Here is a 19,075-nt window from a genome sequence, read left to right as displayed (position 1 = left end):
TCCGGACTGTAGTCACATCGACGCGCGCCGGGCAAGGGCGCGATCGACGTGCCGCTCCGGCACGGCCAGCCGAGCCAGGCAGGGGTCCGATCCGCCCCCTCAGCGGACGACGTCGTAGACGAGCTTGGTGATGCCGTTGGCGTACGTCTCGGACTCGGCCACCTTCAGCAGCTGCTTGTCCTTGTCGGTGTCGCTGAACATCCGCTTGCCGGCTCCGAGCAGCACCGGGAAGACCAGCAGGTGGTAGCGGTCGATCAGGCCGGCGTCGGAGAGGTTGCGGGCGAGGGTGGCACTGCCGTTGATGATGATCGGTCCGCCGTCAGATTCCTTGACCGCCGCGACGTCCTGAAGAGAGCGCAGGATCGTGATGTCGCCCCAGTTCTTCACGAGGGCGTCCTCGCCGAGGGTCGTCGAGACGACGAATTTCGGCAGTTCCTTGAGAGCGGCGAAGTCCTCCATGTCCGGCCACACCGGCGCGAATGCCTCGTAGCTGGTCCGACCGAACATCAGCGCGGCGGCTTCCCCGATCTCCCGGCCTTTGAGTTCGTACGCCTCGGGCAGGAACTCGATGTCCCGGAAGGTCCAGCCGCCACTGCGGTGGTTCTCCCCGGGGCCACCGCCGGGAGAGTCGACGACGCCGTCCAGCGAAACGAACGCGGTGTAGATCAACGTGCGCATTTCCCTGTCTCCAATCCGTTGGTCTGGGCCGGTGCCCGACCTTCGCCAGCCTACGCACGCCGGCCTCCGGCACGCGGTGACGTTCGCGGCCACCCGGACTACGGCTGCTCACCGAGGCAGGCCGGCAACTCGAACGAACCTAGGCCGTGGGCCGAGCTGCCGGCGCCGTCCACTGTGGACGGCCGGTCCGGTCCCGCTAACCCCAGGCACGGACGGCCGGGCCGTCACCGACGACTCTCGATCGCGGTGGGGCCCGGCCGTGGTCCCGGTCCTGCTTCTTCACAGGCTGCGGGCGGTGATGTCGCCGTGGGTGGTGGTGGCGCGGATGTCGAGTTCGGCGGCGCCACCGTTCTTGAGGGCGTTGCTGACGCGGCCGTAGCCGGTGCCGGCGTCCAGGGCGGCCGGGACACCGGCGGCGGCTGCGACCGAGATGTTGCCGGACTGGGTGCGCAGCACCACCCTGCCGGAGGTGGCCTCGGCGATCCTGATGTCGCCCCGCGCGGTGCTGATCTCCGCGGGTCCGCCCAGCCGGCCGACCTGGACATCGCCGTCGACCGCGGTCAGCCGGACGCTCGCGGCCTCGTCGAGCTTGATCTGACGGTACGCACCGTCGAACACGACCTCGCCCAGGCGACCGACGCCGCGCAGTTCCGAGGCGGCGGTCTTGGCCTCGACCCGGGAGCCGGCGGGCAGCTGGACGGTGACCTCCACGGATCCGGGGCCGAAGAGCTTGTTCTTGGACTCCGGAGTGTGGATGCGCAGGACGCCGTCGGAGTAGGCGACGGTGGTCTGCTCGGCGACCCGCACGTCCCGGCTCTTGCCGGGGTTGACGGGCAGGACCTCGACGGTGGTGTCGGCCCGGTCGGCGGCGATGAACCGCACCCGCCCCGCGGGGATGTCCAGGACGGCGGAGATCGGGGCCGGGGTGTCGAACTTCTGCATCATGCTCTCCTGTGCTCGCTCTTTGTTTCTGACACAGGAAACGCTACGTTGCATTCCACAATCCGGCAACATGCTTGTTGCCCTGTGTCAGCATCATAGCTGGTCGGAGCCTAGATATTGTTGCAACGAGCCTGTCGCTAACGCAACGACGTTCGATGGCGGCCGTTGCAATGGAATGAGAGTGAACGCGCGAGTCGACGACCCCGCTATTCGCCGGCCGCGCTCTCGTACGCGGCCAGGGTGTCGATGAACAGCTTGCGTTGGGCGGGGGTCAGCGGCTCGAGCGCCTTGCGCCAAGCGCTGGCTCCCCGGCCCAGCCAGCCGTTGATCGCGCCGTGGTACTCATCGGCGATGCTCACGATCGTCCGCCGCCGGTCGGCCTCGTCCTCCTGCCGGCACAGGATCCCCTTGCGGCTCAGGTCACCGACCATCAGGCTCACCGTCGCTGGGGCGACCTGGAGGCGGGCGGCCAGTTCGTTGACGCCCAGCGACCCCTCGAACAGCAGGTACGACAGCAGCGAGAGGTGACGCGGGGCGAGCGAGAACGACGCGAGTTCTTCGGGTACCGGGATGCGCTTGATCCGCCCGACCAGGCGCGGCATCAGTAGCAGCAGAGTGCGGATCGCCTCGTCGACGTCGGGTCCCTGCGACCTTGACACGCCTTGCTCCTCAAGTAGCTTTGCTTTCAAAGCAAATCCGTTCGACGCTGCGAGGATACTCAGGTCCGACTTCAACCAGGAGGTCATCGGGGAGTTTGCGCGGCGAGGAGCGCGACCGGCTCTCCACCGAACAGGGAGAGCCGCGCGTCGAGTTCGGCTTCTACGCGGCCGGGATGTCGAGAATCGCGAGGAAGGCCGTCGCGGCCGGCGCGCGGCCGCCGCGGCTCCAGATGGCGTATTCGACGCGGGCCGGCGCGTCGGCGACCTCGATGGTGACCACGCCGGTCAGCTGGGACACGTAGGCGGATGGCAGCAGGGCGACGGCCAGGCCCGATCTGACCAGTCGAGCGGTGAAGTCCGCGGTGGTCACCTCGAACGCGACCTCACGGTCGAGGCCGGCGGCCGAGAAAGCCTGGTCGGATTCCTCACGTCCGGCCGTGCCGGCCGGCAGGTCCACGAACACCTCGGAGCAGAGCCCGCGAAGGGTGACCGTTGGTTGGTCGGCGAGCGGATGCGCCGGTGCGACCACGGCGACGAGCCGGTCGCGGGCAAGTTCGTGGGCGGCCACGCCGTCGGGTCGCGTGGTGGTCGGCAGCCCGAGGAAGGCCACGTCGATGGCGCCGTGCTTGACCCTGTCGATGAGGTCCTCGCTGGGGCCCACCCGCAGGCTGATCCGCACGTGCGGGTACTGCCGGCGGAACTCGCGCAGCGCATCGGGGATGTCGACCGCGGCGACCGTGGAGATCACGCCGACGGCCAACCGTCCGCGCACCTCGCCGAGCGCTGCCGCGGTCTCGGCGGCGGCGCGATCCGCGGCCTCCAGACACTGGCGGGCGGCCGGCAGGAACGCCTCACCGGCCGGCGTCATCCGCACCCGGCGGCTGGTGCGCTCGAACAGTCTCGCGCCGAGTTCCCGTTCCAGGCGGGCGATCTGGTGGCTGAGGGCGGACTGGACCACCAGGCACCGTTCGGCGGCGCGGGTGAAGCTGTTGGTCTCGGCGACCGCGACCACGTAGCGCATCTGCTGGAGTTCCATGGATCCATCTTGTATCGAGATGGATGCCGTGACAAACATGCGTTGGACTCATCGATTGCGGCCGGGTGAGACTGCGAGCCGACAGGTCCGCTCGTTTCCCTGAGAGAGAAGACATGGCCACCACACGCGATGAACATCCGTACTCCACCTGGAGAGCCTGGCTGGGTGTCGGTGCCATCACCGCCAGCCTGTTCGCCTTTGTCACGACCGAACTGATGCCCGTGGGTCTGCTCACCCGGGTCAGCGCGAGCCTGGATGTACCGGTCGGAGTCGCCGGGCTGATGGTCACCTTGTACGGCGTGTCCGCGGGGTTGGGCGTGCCGTTCATCGTGGCGTGGACCCGGCGGGTCGACCGACGGGTACTGCTGTGCGCCCTGCTGGCGGTACTGGCGCTGGGAAACCTGGTCACCGCCGTCTCGCCGAACTTCGCGCTGGTCTTGACCACGCGACTGGTGATGGGATTCGCCAACGGGGTGTTCTGGGCCATCGGCGTGAGCATGGCGATGCGCCTGGTGCCCGCCCGCCACGCGAGAAGGGCGGCGGCCATCGCGCTGTCGGGCATCTCGATCGCCACCGTGGTGGGCATGCCCCTCGGAACCTTCCTGGAAAGCCTCACCGACTGGCGCACCACGTTCCTGGTCTGGAGCGGCCTCGGTGTGCTGGTGCTCGGCGCGGTCGCCGCGGCGATTCCGTCCCTACCGTCGGACAACGCGGTATCGGTCCGGGAAGTCTTCGGGCTCCCGGTCACCAACGTGCGGCTGCGTCTGGTGATGGTCACCGTCATCTTGTATGTACTCGGCCATTTCGGGGCCTACACCTTCATCCGGCCCTTCGTGGAAGACAACTCATCCGCGAGCTCCGCCGCCATCACAGGGCTGCTGATGATCTACGGTCTCGGAGGCGCGGCCGGAAACTTCATCGCCGGGTACACCGTGACCAAGCACGCGAGGGCCAGCTTCGTCGTCGCCCGCGCGGGACTGGTCGCGTCCCTGCTGTTGCTGCTCGCGATCGGCCACGGGTGGCCCGGTCTGATCGTCTCGGTGCTCCTGTGGGGGCTGTCCTTCGGCGCGGCGAACCTGTGTCAGGTCAACACGACGCTCGCCGCCGCACCCGACACCTTCGAAGCCGCGATGTCAATCAACACCCTGGGGTACAACACCTCCATCGCGCTCGGAGCGCTCCTCGGCGGGCTGTTCGCCGACAGTCTCGGTGTCCGCAGCGCCGTCTGGCTCGGTGTGGCGCTGACGACGGCGTCGCTTCTCGTCACGCTCGGCGCGCGGCGGAGCGCCTCGGGCACCGGCCTCGCAGACGAGTCGGCGGCGGTGGATCAGCCGGCACCCACCGGCAGCCCGGTCTAGTGAGCCTGACCGGTGACCGCGACGGTGACTCCCAGCCCGATCATCGCCATGCCGCCCGTGCCACGCACGAGTGACATCCGCCGTGGAGAACGGCCGAACCAGGCCCGGGCGGCGGAGGCCGTCAATCCCCAGACCGAGTCGGATGCCAGTTGGAGCAGCGCTCCGGCCAGCCCGAACAGCAGCATCTGCACGACCACGTGGCCCGCGCTCTGGTCGACGAACTGCGGAAGCACAGCCATGAGGAACACGATGCTCTTGGGATTGGTCACCCCCACCGTGAACCCCTACCACACGTGCCACGGTCCCCCGCGTACCTCTGCTCGCGCGGCACTTACGACCAGTCCGGCTCGGCGCGTCTGGCGCCGCGTCACGACCCGGACCAGTCGGTCAGCGGCAACGGACCCGCGGCGGCCGCGGATCGCCTGGACCCCGAGCAGGATCAGGTACAGCGCCCCGGCAATCCGGATGACGTTGAAGACCACGACCGATCTCGCCACCACGCTGCCCACTCCCAGGGCCACGGCGATGACGAGGACATAGCCGCCGAGCGCGTTGCCGAACACCGATGCCAGTGCCACCCGCCGGCCGTGCGCCAGGGCGCGGCCGACAACGAACAGCACGCTCGGTCCCGGGATGGCAGACAGCAGAAGGGACATCGCGCAGAAGGCAGCTAGCCGATGAGGATCAATCACCGGTGCATCCTCCCCACAAACCCTCCGCCGGGACAGACAGACTTTAGACCTAGGACCGGATAACACCCCGGGCCGGCACGCATGCCCTCCCACGTGCCGAGCGCTACGTTGGCGGAATGAATGACTTCGTGATTCGTCGATGGGATTTGGATCATTATCCCGGTGATCAGGCGCCACCTCACGTGCATCACGGATCGGATGAGGCGTTCTGTGTCCTTCGCGGCCGCCTCGAGGTACTCGTCGGCGGCGTCCGGCGGGTTCTCCAGCAGGGCGAACATGTGACCGTCCCGGCCGGGACCACCCACACCTTCGCCACCGTCGACGCCGCCGGCGCCCAGGTGCTCGCGGTGATGACGCCCGAGGTGGACCAGTTGGTATCGGCACTGCACGCCGCCTCGTCGGACGAGGAGCGAGCCGAGGTGTGGGCGCGCTACAACTCGGAGGTGACACACCTGCCCGGTCCCGCCCGGTACGAGTCATGAGTGACGACACACCGCGGTCCGCAGCCTCACCGACCCGACCGAGCGGATTGCTAACAAAGTGTTAATGTCCGAGTCGTCCGGGACGCGACACTCGCGTTCCTCGACCGGCGAGGTGACCTGTCGTGGAGTTTCGGCTGCTGGGGGTGGTGGAGGCAGACGCCGATGGGCGGGCACTCGACACCGGCTCTCCCCAGCAGCGACGCGTGCTGGCCGCGCTCGCGGTCGACGCGGGCCGGCCGGTCACCACCGAGACGCTCATCGACCGGGTGTGGGACGAGGCCGTGCCCGGCTCCCGGCGTACGCTCCAGGTCCACCTCACCCGGATCCGGCGGCTGCTCGCCGATGCCGGTGGCACCGACCCGCACCCGGCACGGCTGGTCCGCCGCTCCGGCGGGTACCTGCTGGACATCGACCGCCAGCGGGTGGACGTGCACCGGTTCGGGCAGTTGCTGGCACAGGCCCGTGCGGCGGCGCTACCCACTCGCGAGCGGGTCGCGCTGCTGCGCGAGGCTCTGTCGTTGTGGCGGGGTCAGCCGCTTTCCGGCCTGTCGGGGCACTGGGCCGCGCGGGTCCGCGAGGCATGCCGGCAAGACTTCCTGACGGCAGTCGTGGCCTGGGCCGACGGCGAGCTGGAGGTCGGTGACCCGCAGGCCGTCGTCACCCGGCTGACCGGCCTGGCCGGCGAGTACCCGCTGGAAGAGTCACTGGTGGCCGCGCTGATGCGGTCGCTGCACCTGGTCGGGCGCAGCGCCGAGGCGTTGACCCAGTACGCGAGCCTGCGCCGGCGTCTCGCCGAGGAGTTGGGTACCGACCCGGGACCCACGGTGCAGCGCGTCCACCAGGCGATCCTGCGAGGGCACCCGCCGACGGACCTAGCCGACGAGCCGCGTGAGCGCTCACAACCCAGCGACCGTCTCGTACCGGCGATGCTGCCCGCCGCGCTCGCCGACTTCGTCGGCCGCGATGCGCTGATCGCCGAACTGGTGCGGCTGCTGCACACCGCCGGCGACACCGGGCGACCCGTCCCGGTACCGGTCGTGGCGCTCGTCGGGCGTGGCGGCATCGGCAAGACCGCACTGGCGGTACAGGTGGCGCAGCGCCTGGTCCAGCACTTCCCGGACGGTCAGCTCTACCTCGACCTGCGTGACGGGCAGTCCCAGTCGTTGACGGTCGGCGCCGCGCTCGGCCGGTTCCTGCGCGCGCTGGGGGTGGACGGATCGGTCATCCCCCCGGACCCGGCCGAGCGGGCGGCGCTGTACCGCACGCTGCTGGCCGGGCGGAGGGTCCTGGTCGTCCTCGACAACGCCGCCGACGCCGCGCAGGTGAGCCCGCTGGTACCGGGCGGCCCGGGTTGCGCGGTGCTGGTCACCTCGCGTACCCGCCCGGCCGAGGTACCCGGCGTCCAACTGGTCCCGGTCGAGGTGCTGGAACCCGACCAAGCCGTCGCACTGCTGGGTCGGATCGCCGGGCAGTCCCGGGTGGACGCGCAGCACGAGGCCGCGGAACGCATCGTCGACCTGTGCGGGCTGCTGCCGCTGGCGGTACGGATCGCCGGCGCCAGGCTGGCCCGCCGCCCACACTGGCGGTTGGACGTTCTCGCCGAACGCCTGCGGGACGAGCAACGCCGGCTCGACGAACTCGTCACCGGCGACCTGGACGTGCGAGCCAGCCTGGCGCTCAGCTATCAGGAGTTGGAGGCGCCGGCCGCCCGCGCGCTGCGGTGCCTCGCGTTGCTCGACGCACCCGACTTCGCGGCCTGGGTGGTGGCGCCGTTGCTCGACATCGACGTCGACCGCGGCGCGGAGCTGATCGAAACACTCGCCGAGGCGCACCTCATCGACGCGGTCGACGCGGTCGACGCGGTCGACGCGGGCGGCCAGGTGCGCTTCCGGATGCACGACCTGGTGCGCATCTACGCTCAGGAACGCGCGGCGGCGCACGACGACGAGCCGGGCCGGCAGGCATCCGTCGAACGGGCCCTCGGCGCCTGGCTCACGCTCGCCGAGCACGCCGACTCCCGGCTTCCCAACCGCAGGCTCGCTCTCGTGCACAGCGCGGCCAAGCGGTGGACCCCGCCCGAACCCGACGCACTGGTGCCCGACCCGCTGGCCTGGTTCAGCGCGGAGCGGGCCAGCCTGATCGCCGCGATCGAGCAGGCATGCCGGCGGGGGTGGACGGATCTCGCGTGGGATCTCGCGGCACGCTGCGTCGACTTCTTCGACCTGCGCGACCTGCACGACGACTGGTACCACACGCACCGGGTCGTCCTGGCGGCGTGCCGGCGGCACGGCGATCGCCGCGGCGAGGCGGTGGCGTGTCGCGGACTCGGGGATCTGGCCACGCTCACCCCGATCGCGAGGACCGGCGACCACCTCACCACCGTGATCCGCGCCCGACGGATCTTCCACGACTCCGGCGACCGCTCGGCCGAGGCGGACGCGCTCACCGTGCTGGCCAGCCTGCAGCGGGCCGGCGGTCAGGGCCGGCGGGCACAGGTGCTCCTCGACGGCGCGTCCCGCCTCGTGGACAGCGGAGCCGATCCCGCCACCGCGACCGCTCTCTTCCTGGAGCGCGGGTTCGTCGCGCAGGAACTCGGCCAGTACGAGCTGGGTCGGGACTTCGCGCAGCGCTGCCTCGAACTCGCCCGCGCGCACGGCTGGCGGGCCCAGCAGGCTGACGCCCTGCAGCTTCTCGGCTCGCTCTACGACAGCCTGGGACAGCCGCACGATGCCGTGCACCACCTCGAAGAGGCGCTCGGCATCGCCGTCGAACTCGACCACGAGAGCCTGCAGGCGTGGATCCTGTGCGTGCTGGGGGGCCGGTACCTGAGCCAGCACAGGCTCGCCGACGCGGGTGCGGCGCTGGACCGTGCCTACGCGCTGTTCCGCCGGTTGCGGCTGTCCACCGGACAGTCCGCCGTGCTGCGGTGGCGCGGACAGCTCGCGCTGGCCGCCGGCGATCCGGCCCGCGCCCTGACGGATCTGGCGGAGAGTCTGGCGCTGAGCCGCCGCAACCGGGCCCCCTACCTGGAGGCTCACGTGCTCAAGGCGATCGGCTCGGCGCACGATGCGATGGGCGACCGGACGGCCGCCGAGCACCACTGGGTGGCCGCGCGCGACGTGTTCGCCGCCCTCGGCAATCTCGCCGAGGTCGGAAAGACCCGCGAACTGCTGGCCCGATCCGGCGAACCGGCACCCTGACCGTCTGCCCGGGCACGCCGCCGGGCACCGCCGGACGCCTGAGAACCGCCGCCGGGCACCGCCGACGCCTAAGCATCGCCGTCGGCCGCCGACGGGCCGCGACGGCCTCGGGCACACCACGACCCAGGGATCGAGTCTGATCGATCGATCGAAGTACCTTGACTGGACCCGCCGCCGGGCCGCAGGATGCCAACACTCGTTAGCCGGCCGACTTGCCGGCCTTCGGGCTGGAGAACGAACTCCGCCACACCCCAGCCGACAGCGGCGTCCGGCGCAACGGGATGAGTCGACGCGCCACGCCACTCGCCATACCACCGGGTCCGCAATGGACAGCCAAGATAAGGGAGGTTCGCCATGCACGAAAGGCAAGCGACCGGACCTGTTCACCTCTCGCGACGCACCGTGCTTCTCGGCGCCGCCGCCGGTGCCGGCGCGCTTGTGCTGGGCGCCGGTGCGCTGGCGCCAGCGGCCGAGGCCGCGTCCTTCATCAAGGGCGCGGACATCAGCTGGATGCCGCAGATGGAGGCGCAGGGCTACTACTGGAACAACAGCGCCGGTACCCGGCAGGACCTGTTCACCGTTCTCAAGGGCTACGGGCTCACCGCGGTCCGGTTGCGCACCTGGGTCAACCCGTCGAGCGACCCGGCCAACGGGCACTGCTCGATAGACGAGACCGCGGCCCTGGCGGTCCGGGCGCAGAACGCCGGCATGCAGGTGCTCATCGACTACCACTTCGGCGACACCTGGAACTCGGTCGGCACGCAGCGCCCGCCCGCCGCGTGGGCGAACCTGACATACAGCCAGATGCTGCAGGCGATGTACGACTACGTGTACCACACGATGAACGTGCTCAAGTACAACAAGGTGACGCCCACCTGGGTGCAGATCGGCAACGAGACCAACTCGGGCATCTGCAAGCCCACCGGCAGCATCAGCAACCCGGCCCAGATGACCGGGTTGCTGATGGCCGCGCACGACATGGTGAAGGAGGTCTCCCCGTCGACCGCCGTGCTGGTGCACCTGGCCCAGCCGCAGAACCTGAGCAGCGTCCAGAACTTCCTCAACGCGTACCGGAACAACGGCGGCCAGTGGGACATCACCGGACTCTCGTCGTACGCGCAGGGCGGCAACGTACCGGCCGTGCTGGCCAACATGCAGACCATCCAGAGCAGCTACGGCAAACCGGTGATGCAGGTGGAGTACGGCGGCCCGCTCAACAAGCCGACCCAGGTGCGGGACTCATTGCGCGCGTTCATCACGGGCCTGAAGGGCTTCGGTGGCCTGGGCACGTTCTACTGGGAGCCGGAGGGCTACTCCCCGTTCACCGACTACGGCAGCTCCGCCTGGGATCCCACGACCCGACGACCGACGGCGGCCCTGGACGGATTCCTCAACGTGTGACCGGAGGTAAGCGATGAAACACGCCGGGTTTGTTGTGCGTGCCCTGTTGGCCTCGGTGGTCACGGTGGCCCCCGTCGCGGTCGTGGAAAGTCTGGCGGGCGTGAGCCACGCGGCGGGAGGGGTCTACTACGTCGCCCCGAACGGCAGCGACAGCGCCGCGGGGACGCAGTCCGCGCCGTGGGCATCGGTGGCCCACGCCGAATCCGTTGCCGGCGCGGGGGACACGGTCTACCTCCGGGGCGGCACGTACCGCTTCACCCACGCGAACAAGGCGTGCGCGAGCCAGACCGACCGGGTCGACGCCGTCACGCTGAACAAGAGTGGCACCTCGGGCAGCCCGATCCGTTACTGGGCCTACCCGGGCGAAAAGCCAGTCTTCGACTTCTCCCCCATGACCGACGACTGCCGGATCAAGGGCTTCGACGTCACCGGCAGCTACATCTACCTGAGGGGCCTGGAAGTCAAGGGCGTACCGCAGAACAACAACCTGAACCACGAGTCGTGGGGCATCTGGATCTCCGGAAGCAGCAACACCTTCGAGCTGATCAACACCCACAACAACTCGGGACCCGGGCTGTTCATCCAGGACGGGGGCGGCAACCTCGTGCTGAACTCGGACTCACACGACAACTACGACGCGCGCAGCTCCAGCGGGGCCGGCACCAACGCCGACGGGTTCGGCGCGCACATCTCCGCCAACCATCCCGGAAACGTGTTCCGCGGATGCCGGTCGTGGTGGAACTCCGACGACGGCTTCGACCTCATCAACGCCTTCTCGCCGGTGACCATCGAGAACTCGTGGGCGTGGCGCAACGGGTACGTGCCGGAGACGACCACGGGTGCCGGCGACGGCAACGGTTTCAAGGCCGGTGGGTACGGGGGTGGCTACGTCTCCAACGGCGTCAAACACACCGTCCGCCTGTCCGTCGCCTTCAACAACCGGGCGGCAGGCTTCTACGCCAACCATCACACCGTCGCGAACGACTTCTTCAACAACACCAGTTACGCGAACCACCCCGACTACAACATGCTCGGCGTCAGCCCCAGCGGAGCCGCGATCGCGCTGGGCAACCTGCGCAACAACGTCGCCTACGGCGGGACGCTGCTGTCGAACGAGACGGGCGCCAACGACGCCAACAACTCCTGGAACACCGGCGTCACCATGTCGGACTCGCAGTTCCAGAGCGTGTCGACGTCGGGCTGGGACGCGGCCCGGCGCGCGGACGGCACCCTGCCGGCGCTGCCCTACCTCCGCCTCGCGGCGAACAGCACGCTGATCAACAGGGGCGTCAACGTCGGCCTGCCCTACCAGGGAAGCGCGCCGGACCTGGGCGCGTTCGAAGCCGCCTGAGTGCGGACCGCCGCCACGAGGCTTCGCGGCGGCGGTCCACTCGGCAATCTCAGATCGGTCGATCCGGCACCCGCCCGGTCACGGGGCCTGGTCCGGGGCCACCGCGAGCAGCGCGATGATGGCCAGGCTGCGCTGGGCGACGTCGTTGGTGTTGAAGCCGGACAGCGGGATCTCGTCGACGGGGGTGAACGTGGCCGCACCGTCGACGTGTACCGGTGCCGGCCACCGTGCCGCCGTGCCGTCGCCCAGCAACTCGGCCCAGCCGCGCTGCTGGACCGTCGGCTCGCCGAGTTGTTCGCCGGCCCACGCCGTCATCCGCGAGTAGACCGCGCCGGGCGCCTGGGTGTTGAAGCTGAACCCGAAGTGCGCCTGCTGCTCCTGCGACGGCGCCTGCACGTAGCGGCAGAACTCGATCAGCTTCGCCCGGAACTCCGGAACGTCGACCAGTTCGATGGCTTCCCACATGATCTGCTCGCCGCAGAACGACATCGTCAGGTTCACCTTGCCGTAGTCGCCGCCGAGGTGCAGGTCGCTGATGTGGGCGGTCGCCGGGTCGAATCCGACGGCACCGCCCTGCTGGCCGGCGAACAGGCCGGCGGACAGTGTGGCGAGGTCCCGCATGCCGGTGACGATCCGGTCGCGCCAGTGGGTGTCGCCGGTGCGCTCCCACTCGGTCAGCCAGTTGCTGACCAGCGCGTACCAGTCCGGGCCGATCCGGATGACGGTCGGCACCCCGCTCGGGGCGGCGAGGTAGTCGCGCAACGGCGGGTACTTCAGCAGCGTCTTGTCCAGTTGCAGCGTGGCGCGCATCGCGTCGCCGATGAACTCGTCGGCGGTCAGGTAGTACATGAACCGCTTGGTGAACGACTCGGAGACCCTGGCTTCCTTGCCGCCGTCGCCGAAGTGCTGGACGTCGTGGCGCGAGCCCAGCCCGGCGAACGGTCCGGAGTGGTGAGTGTCTGACTCGCTGACGTGGCGGGTCATCGCGCGCGCGAGGTGGAACGTCTTCGCGTCGCCGGTGCGCAGGAACGAGTACCACAGCGCCGCGTCCGAACCCAGCTCGGCGTTGTCCCACGCGTACCCGCCGACGTCGTAGCGCCACGCGTGCCGGTCGTTGTCGTAGGTGTGCATGATGTCGCCGTAGTGCCAGAAGCCGTACCACTGTCGCTGCTCGACCTGGCCGGCGTAGAAGTCGACGATGCCGGTGATGGAGTCTTCCAGACCAGCGCGGGCGGGCGTGCCGCGGTCGGGCAGGCTCCACCGGCCGAACACGCCGGCGTCGTGGTAGGTCTGCGGGTCGGCGACGATCTGTGGCCGCCCGGCGAGCGCGCCGGCGAGGTCGGCGACGGTGTCCCGTGGCGGTGTCGTCTCGAAGGCCCACAGTTGCAGGTCGGTGGAGCGGGAGATCCCGGTGGAGATGCCCCAGCCGTAGCGGGTGTCCTCGTAGGCGAGGTCCAGGCCGTGGCCCGCGGTGTCGTACGGGCGCAGGTCCATCGCCTCCGCGTGCGGCGACCACGACCACAGGGTGACGGTGGCGGTGTCGCCGGTGGCCTGGCGGATGTCCAGGGCGCGCGGGAACTGCTGCCAGAAGTCCCGCAGCCCGAACCCCAGCCCGCCGCTGACTCCGCCGACGAATCCCCAGCCGGGAGCCCGATCGGCGAAACCGGCGTGCTTGATCCAGCTGGCCTTGTCCGAGGTGCGCTTCCACACCGCGCACTGCGCCGCCGAGTGCTGCGCGAGGGTGAAGTCACCCCAGGCCGGCAGGTCCTGCCATTCGGACTGGGTCGTCGCCTCCCATTGCGCGGGCGGCGGCGTCGCGGTGCCGGCGACCTGCGCGGCACGCACCGCCGATCCGGGGTCCCGGCGCAGGCCGGTCAGCCCGACCACGGCCTCACCCCAGACGCCGCCGGCCGGTCCGGCGAAACGGACGTGCCGGTCGTGGGGCGCGTCGCTCATCGGCACCTGGATCTGAAGGCCCAGGCCTCTGATGAAGTCGCGGCTGTCGTCGCCGTCCCAGACGAAGTGGTGCATCACCCGCATCGAGCCGTCGCCCGCGTTCAGGTAGACGCGCATCGTCCAGGGCAGGATCTCGCGGTGACCGTTGCCGTACCCGGACTTGGTGTCCTCCCGGTAGTGTCCGGTGAGCTTGACCACCGCGCGTACCGGCCCGGACTGTTCGATGTCCGCGGTCTCCACGAGGCCCGTCCACGAGGTGCGACGCGGACCGTCTGCGTCGTCGGGCTTGTCCTGCAACAGCAGCACCAGCCGGCCGTCGTGTGCGGTGACTCGGCTGCCCCGGGTGATGCTCGGGATCGCGAGGGGACCCGAGGTGGCCAGACGGACCTCGACCACTCCGTTGGTCAGCCGGATCTGGTCGCCGGATCTGGCGGCGTGCACCGCCTGCGCGGGCGCCGCGGGCGTGCCGGGCGCCAGCCGGAAGCCGGCCGCGAGGGCGGTCGAGTCGACGGCATGGCCGCTCCATTTGAGCGTGCCGTCCGGCCAGTACGCCAGCGGCCAGGACTGCACCGGCACGGCATTGCCGCGGTCGTCGCGCAGCGCGAAGGTCGTACGGGCGCTGACTGCGCCCTTCGGCCACGGCACGCCCCAGCTGCTGCCGGTGGTCGCCGCCGGCTTGCCGTCCACCCAGTGCAGGGCTACGCCGTCGGCCACGTCCGCGGGCTGGGCCGCGGACTGGGCCGCCGCGGGGGTGGCGGCGGCCGCGTTCGTCGTGGGCACCAGTGCCGCGGCCGCGGCGGCGGCGCTCGCACCGGCGAGGAAGGTGCGCCGGGTGATCTGATGTGGTTGTGACATGCGGTTCTCCTCCACTGGTAAACGCTTTCCGGTGCCCGAGATGATTCTCAGGCCAGACAGGTGTTGCCGTGGGTGAGGGAACGTGGACAGGTGCCGTCGTGGTCAGGCGTCGTGGTCAGGCGTCGCGGTCAGGCCGAGCGTTCGAGATCGGCGTAGCGCACCGGGTACGCGAACGGCTCACCGGTGGCGTACCGGATCAGCTCGTCGACCGCGGATCGGCCCAGTCGGCGTAGTTCGTTGCCGTGCGATCCGGCGATGTGCGGGGTCAGCAGGACGTTCGGCGAGTCGTACAGCGGCGAGTCGTCGGGGAGGATCCTGGGATCGGTGTGGTCGAGTACCGCGTAGAGGCGGCCTGAAGCCACCTCGCGGGTGAGCGCCGCGGTGTCGATGAGCGTTCCCCGCGCTGTGTTGATCACCGTGGTGCCGGTGCCCATGGCGGCCAGACGCGATGCGTCCAGCAGGTGCCGGGTGCTGGGCAGCGCGGGGGCGTGGAGGCTGACGATGTGCGACCTGCGGCACAGTTCGTCGAGGTCGACCAGTTCGACGCCCAGCCGCCGGGCCTGGTCGGCCTGCAGGTACGGGTCGGCCAGCAGGACGTGCAGGTCATACGGTCGCAGCAGTTCGATGACCCGCCTGCCGATCCAGGACGCGCCGACGATGCCGACCGTGGTGCCGTAGTTGCCGATGTCGTGCGGGATTTCCGAGGCGTGCCAGGCGCCGCGCAGTTCACTGTAGCGGCGCGCCAGCCACAGGGTGCGCTTGTTCGACAGGAGAATCATCGCCACGGTGTGCTCGGCGACCGGTACCGCGTTCATGGCCGCGGCTGACGACACCTGGATGCCCGCGGCGCGGCAGGCATCCGTCACGATGCCCTTGACCGATCCGGCGGCGTGGATGACGGCCCTCAACCGCGGCAGTGCGGCGAGCGTGGCCCCGTCCAGCCGTGGTGCCCCCCAGCAGGTGAGCAGAACCTCCGTCTCGGCCAGCCCGGCCTCGGCGTGGATGGGTCCGTGGACGACCGTGTCCGGGTCGATGGACGCGAACGTACGCAGCCGCTTCCGGGCCTCGGTGTCGAACAGCGCGGGAACGAACTCCGGCGCCATGGCCAGGACGGTCGCGGGTCGCCGGGACGGTTCCGCGTCGCGCGCGGCGTCGTCCGCTGATTCCCTGGTGCCCGTGGTCATTTCACGCTCCCCGCGGTCAGCCCCGCCTTCCAGAACCGCTGCAGGCTGATGAAGATGACCAGAAGCGGAAGGATGGAGATCAGCGACCCGAGCATGACGACCGGCAGCAGCGCGGGCCCCTCCGAGCTCAGCGACGAATTCAGCTCGTAGATGCCGAGGCTGACCGGAAACAGGCGCTGGTCGGTGAGCATGACGAGGGCGAGAAAGAAGCCGTTCCAGATCGTCGAGAAGTGGAAGAGCAGGATGGTGGTGTAGCCGGAGCGGAGCATCGGCAGCGACAGGCGCAGGAACATGCGCAGTTCCCCGGCGCCGTCGGCACGCGCGGCTTCCAGCACCTCGTTCGGTACGTATCCGGCGGAGAACACCCGCGCGAGATACACCCCGAACGGGTTGACCAGCGACGGGATCAGCACCGCCCAGTAGGTGTTGACCAGGCCGACCTTCGATGCCAGCAGGTACAACGGCAGCGTCGTGGCCGCGGCGGGCACCAGGACGCCCAGCAGCACGAGGCCGAAGAGCTGGTCCTTACCCCGGAAGTCGTACTTGTCGAAGGCATACCCGGCGGCGACACAGATCAGTGCGCCGAGCCCGGCGCCCACGCCGGCGTAGAGGATCGAGTTGAGAAACCACCGCTCGTAGACCCCGCCCTGGAAAGTCCACAGTAGTCGGACGTTGGCGACGACGTTGAAGTGGCGAAGGCTCAGGACGTCGCCGGTCTGCACCGCACCGGCGGACTTCAGTGCGGCGAAGACGGTCCACACGAGCGGGAAGAACGTGTAGCACGCGGTGATCAGCAGCAGCAGGTTCACCGTCATCGACGAGGGCGACCACCGGCGATGGCGCCGGCCGGGTCCGGCGGTATGGGTCGAGGGAGCCGCCGTCGCGGCCGGTGCCGCGGCCACGATCGCGTTCAGGTCTGTTGCCATGGCTTCGCCCATCGGCTGACGAGGAACGACAGGACGGCGGCGAACGCGGCCAGCAGCAGTGCCGCCGCGGCCGCCACGCCGTAGTTGTTGCTCCGGGTGAATGCGGCGGAGTACGCGTACAGGTTGGGCGTCCAGGTCGGTGTGATGCCGACCGCTCCGGCGTCGGACAGCAGCAGCGGCTCGGCAAACAGCTGCATCGCGCCGATGGCTGAGAAGATGGCGGTCAGAGCCACGGCCGAGCGGATGAGCGGCAGCTTGATGTGCCAGGCCGTGCGCCACTCCCCCGAACCGTCGACGACCGCCGCCTCGGTCATCTCCCGGGGAATCGCCTGCAGGCTCGCGTAGTAGATCACGATGTTGTATCCCAGGCTCTCCCAGAGCACGACGTTGACCAGCGTCGGGTAGCTGAAGGTGTGGCCGAGCAGATTGACGTGGACACTGAGCCGGTTCAGCGCCGAGACCACGGGACTGACCTGAGGCGTGTACAGGTAGGCCCACAGCAACGCGGCGATCACGCCGGGAACCAGGTGCGGCACGAACAGGCCCAGTTGGGCGGCGCGGCGCCCGAAGGCGTACGCGCTGTCCAGCAGCAGCGCCACCGCCACGCTCAGCCCCAGCACGAGGGGTACGGCGACCAACGCGTACACCGCGATGTGCAGGTAGCTCGACGTGTAGCCGCCGTCGGTGAGCACGCGCACGTAGTTGTCGAGGCCGACCCACACCGTACGCGTACCACCGAAACCCAGACCACTGGCGCGCTGCGCGAACAGGCTCAGATAGATGGCGTACCCGATCGGGGCCAGCGTGGCGAGCGCGAACAGGACGAAGAACGGCGCCATCAGCACCAGCGCGGCACCCGTGCCCCGCCGGTTCCGCCCGGCGACCGGTCCGGTGCGGGTACCGCGACGCGGCACCGCACCGCGGCTCTTGCTCAGCATCGTCGACTCAGCCCTGGACCCGCACGTTCAGCCCGAGCGTGGACATCTCCTGTTTGGCGTCGGCTGCTCCCGCCGCGATCGCGTCGGCGACCGTCGTGCCACCCGACAGCCCCTTGAGCTTGGTCGTCAACACCTGGTTGGTGGCCGTCATCGTGGGTCCGAAGGTCCACGGCTTGAGTGCGTGCTCGGCGGTGTCGAAGGTGTCGTAGATGTCAGTGCCGTAGTAGCCGGTGTCGAAGCCGTCGCGGGCCACCTGCAGGGCGGTCCGGTTGGCGTAGTAGGCGCTGGATCCGCCGCTCGTCCGCGCCTTGATGGCGTCGGCGTTGCTGGTCATCCACAGCGCGAATTCGGCGGCCGCGGCGGTGTTCTTCGAGGACTTCGAGACCGCGTAGGTCGATCCGCCCAGCACGCCGCTGGTCGGCTGGCCGTCGAAGCTCGGCAGCAGGCTCACCCCCCACTTGCCCGCCAGGCTCGGGTAGTTGGTCATGTTGTAGGAGGCGTTCCAGTTCACCGAGACCAGCGACAGGATGTGCCCGGCCGCCACGTCGGCGGTGTATCCGGTGGTATTGCTGAACACCGGTGCGAGCAGCTTCTTGTCCGCGAGGCCCTGCCAGAAGTTCGCCACCTGGGTCGTCGCCTGGTCGGTGAAGTTCAGGGTCCAGGAGTCTCCGGCGGTGCTGAACCAGTTGGCGCCGGCCGCCGACGCGAGCGCTTCGAGCACCAACGGGTCGTCGACCGTGTAGTTCGCCAGATACAGCCCCGGTTTCCGCGCGGTCAGCTTCTGGGCGTCGTCCTGGAACTGCTGCCAGGTCGTGGGCACCGTGAGGCCGTACTGGGCGAACAGATCCTTGCGGTAGTAGAGCACCTGTGCGCCGATGTCGCTGGGCACGCCCCACTTCCGTCCGCCCAGGGTGACCATCTGCATCGCCTGCGGCAGGTAGCCGGAGGTGGCCTGCGGGGTGAGGTAGCTGGTGAGGTCGGCCACCTGACCGGCCGCGACGAAGCTGGGCAGGGCGACGTACTCGGCGTTGAACACGTCGGGTCCGTTGCCGGCCTTGAACGCGTCGGAGACCTTCGCGTAGCCGCCCTTGGAGCCGCTGGGCGTCTGCTGGAAGGTCACGTGGATGTGGGGATGCGCCTTGTTGAACGCCTCGACGGCCTCGGCGCTGCCCTTGGTCCACGACCAGTAGGTGAGGTTGTAGGTCTTGGCCGGATCCACCGCCGAGGAGGACGAGCCGCCGCTGTCGGCCGCACCCGAGCATGCGGCGACCAGGGATACCGCGAGCAGCGCGATCGATGCCGCAACACCTGCGCGCCCCCGCGTTGTACGTCTCGTGCTGCGCTCAATGGACAGGTTCATCTCGATGAACTCCTTGAGGGGGGACGGGGAGCTCTCCAACCCGACGATCCGTTACCC

General features: G+C 69.6%; 15 protein-coding genes and 1 pseudogene. 5 read left to right on the top strand and 11 right to left on the bottom strand.

The window, feature by feature from the left end:
• Window positions 1–99 precede the first annotated feature (99 nt).
• The 4 genes from Raf01_RS15475 to Raf01_RS15460 all read right to left on the bottom strand — a co-directional run bounded on the left by Raf01_RS15475 (window position 100) and on the right by Raf01_RS15460 (window position 3,315).
• A complete protein-coding gene (locus Raf01_RS15475) occupies window positions 100–678 on the bottom strand; it encodes a dihydrofolate reductase family protein (protein WP_203918574.1) in 579 nt (192 codons plus the stop codon).
• 279 nt (window positions 679–957) lie between these two features.
• Complete coding sequence (locus tag Raf01_RS15470; RefSeq protein WP_203918573.1) at window positions 958–1,620, bottom strand: DUF4097 family beta strand repeat-containing protein; 663 nt, start codon at window positions 1,618–1,620, stop codon at window positions 958–960.
• Window positions 1,621–1,826: 206 nt separating this feature from the next.
• A complete protein-coding gene (locus Raf01_RS15465) occupies window positions 1,827–2,279 on the bottom strand; it encodes a MarR family winged helix-turn-helix transcriptional regulator (RefSeq protein WP_239133633.1) in 453 nt (150 codons plus the stop codon).
• A 160-nt stretch (window positions 2,280–2,439) separates the two neighbouring features.
• Complete coding sequence (locus Raf01_RS15460; RefSeq protein ID WP_203918571.1) at window positions 2,440–3,315, bottom strand: LysR family transcriptional regulator; 876 nt, start codon at window positions 3,313–3,315, stop codon at window positions 2,440–2,442.
• Between the two features lie 113 nt (window positions 3,316–3,428).
• Between Raf01_RS15460 and Raf01_RS15455 the strand changes: the two genes are divergently transcribed.
• Window positions 3,429–4,673: an MFS transporter gene (locus Raf01_RS15455; RefSeq protein ID WP_203918570.1), complete on the top strand. Its 1,245-nt coding sequence runs from the start codon at window positions 3,429–3,431 to the stop codon at window positions 4,671–4,673.
• On the opposite strand, the pseudogene Raf01_RS49575 reads toward Raf01_RS15455, so the two are convergent.
• Together Raf01_RS49575 and Raf01_RS15440 are read right to left on the bottom strand one after the other, a co-directional pair.
• Window positions 4,670–5,329 (bottom strand): annotated as a pseudogene (locus Raf01_RS49575) (LysE family translocator). The gene Raf01_RS15455 and the pseudogene Raf01_RS49575 sit on opposite strands and share 4 nt — an antisense overlap.
• Window positions 5,330–5,361: 32 nt before the next feature.
• Window positions 5,362–5,643, bottom strand: a complete 282-nt coding sequence (locus Raf01_RS15440) for a hypothetical protein (protein ID WP_203918768.1) — start codon at window positions 5,641–5,643, stop codon at window positions 5,362–5,364.
• Between Raf01_RS15440 and Raf01_RS15435 the strand changes: the two genes are divergently transcribed.
• From Raf01_RS15435 to Raf01_RS15420, 4 genes are all read left to right on the top strand, one after another.
• The gene (locus tag Raf01_RS15435) at window positions 5,548–5,847 is read left to right on the top strand and encodes a cupin domain-containing protein (protein WP_203918567.1); all 300 of its coding nucleotides are present in this window, start codon (window positions 5,548–5,550) and stop codon (window positions 5,845–5,847) included. The two genes, Raf01_RS15440 and Raf01_RS15435, sit on opposite strands and share 96 nt — an antisense overlap.
• 122 nt (window positions 5,848–5,969) lie before the next feature.
• Window positions 5,970–9,047, top strand: a complete 3,078-nt coding sequence (locus Raf01_RS15430) for an AfsR/SARP family transcriptional regulator (RefSeq protein WP_203918566.1) — start codon at window positions 5,970–5,972, stop codon at window positions 9,045–9,047.
• 354 nt (window positions 9,048–9,401) lie between these two features.
• Window positions 9,402–10,448, top strand: a complete 1,047-nt coding sequence (locus tag Raf01_RS15425) for a glycosyl hydrolase 53 family protein (RefSeq protein ID WP_203918565.1) — start codon at window positions 9,402–9,404, stop codon at window positions 10,446–10,448.
• A gap of 13 nt (window positions 10,449–10,461) precedes the next feature.
• Window positions 10,462–11,799, top strand: coding sequence for a right-handed parallel beta-helix repeat-containing protein (locus Raf01_RS15420; RefSeq protein ID WP_203918564.1), 1,338 nt, complete (start codon window positions 10,462–10,464; stop codon window positions 11,797–11,799).
• Between the two features lie 78 nt (window positions 11,800–11,877).
• Here Raf01_RS15420 and Raf01_RS15415 read toward each other — a convergent pair whose 3' ends face one another.
• The 5 genes from Raf01_RS15415 to Raf01_RS15395 all read right to left on the bottom strand — a co-directional run bounded on the left by Raf01_RS15415 (window position 11,878) and on the right by Raf01_RS15395 (window position 19,018).
• A complete protein-coding gene (locus tag Raf01_RS15415; RefSeq protein ID WP_203918563.1) occupies window positions 11,878–14,610 on the bottom strand; it encodes an exo-rhamnogalacturonan lyase family protein in 2,733 nt (910 codons plus the stop codon).
• A gap of 128 nt (window positions 14,611–14,738) precedes the next feature.
• The gene (locus Raf01_RS15410) at window positions 14,739–15,794 is read right to left on the bottom strand and encodes a hydroxyacid dehydrogenase (RefSeq protein ID WP_203918562.1); all 1,056 of its coding nucleotides are present in this window, start codon (window positions 15,792–15,794) and stop codon (window positions 14,739–14,741) included.
• Entirely contained in the window at window positions 15,791–16,720 is a 930-nt protein-coding gene (locus Raf01_RS15405; protein WP_203918561.1) for a carbohydrate ABC transporter permease, read from the bottom strand. Before Raf01_RS15405 ends, Raf01_RS15410 begins: the two co-directional genes overlap by 4 nt.
• A complete protein-coding gene (locus Raf01_RS15400; RefSeq protein WP_203918560.1) occupies window positions 16,705–17,658 on the bottom strand; it encodes a carbohydrate ABC transporter permease in 954 nt (317 codons plus the stop codon). Before Raf01_RS15400 ends, Raf01_RS15405 begins: the two co-directional genes overlap by 16 nt.
• A gap of 7 nt (window positions 17,659–17,665) precedes the next feature.
• On the bottom strand, window positions 17,666–19,018 hold the full coding sequence (locus Raf01_RS15395) for an ABC transporter substrate-binding protein (RefSeq protein ID WP_203918559.1): 1,353 nt from the start codon (window positions 19,016–19,018) through the stop codon (window positions 17,666–17,668).
• Window positions 19,019–19,075 lie beyond the last annotated feature (57 nt).

Origin of the sequence: Rugosimonospora africana (assembly GCF_016862975.1) — a bacterium.
GTDB classification, from domain to species: Bacteria; Actinomycetota; Actinomycetes; order Mycobacteriales; family Micromonosporaceae; genus Rugosimonospora; species Rugosimonospora africana.
This window is presented reverse-complemented; position numbering and strand designations above follow the sequence as displayed.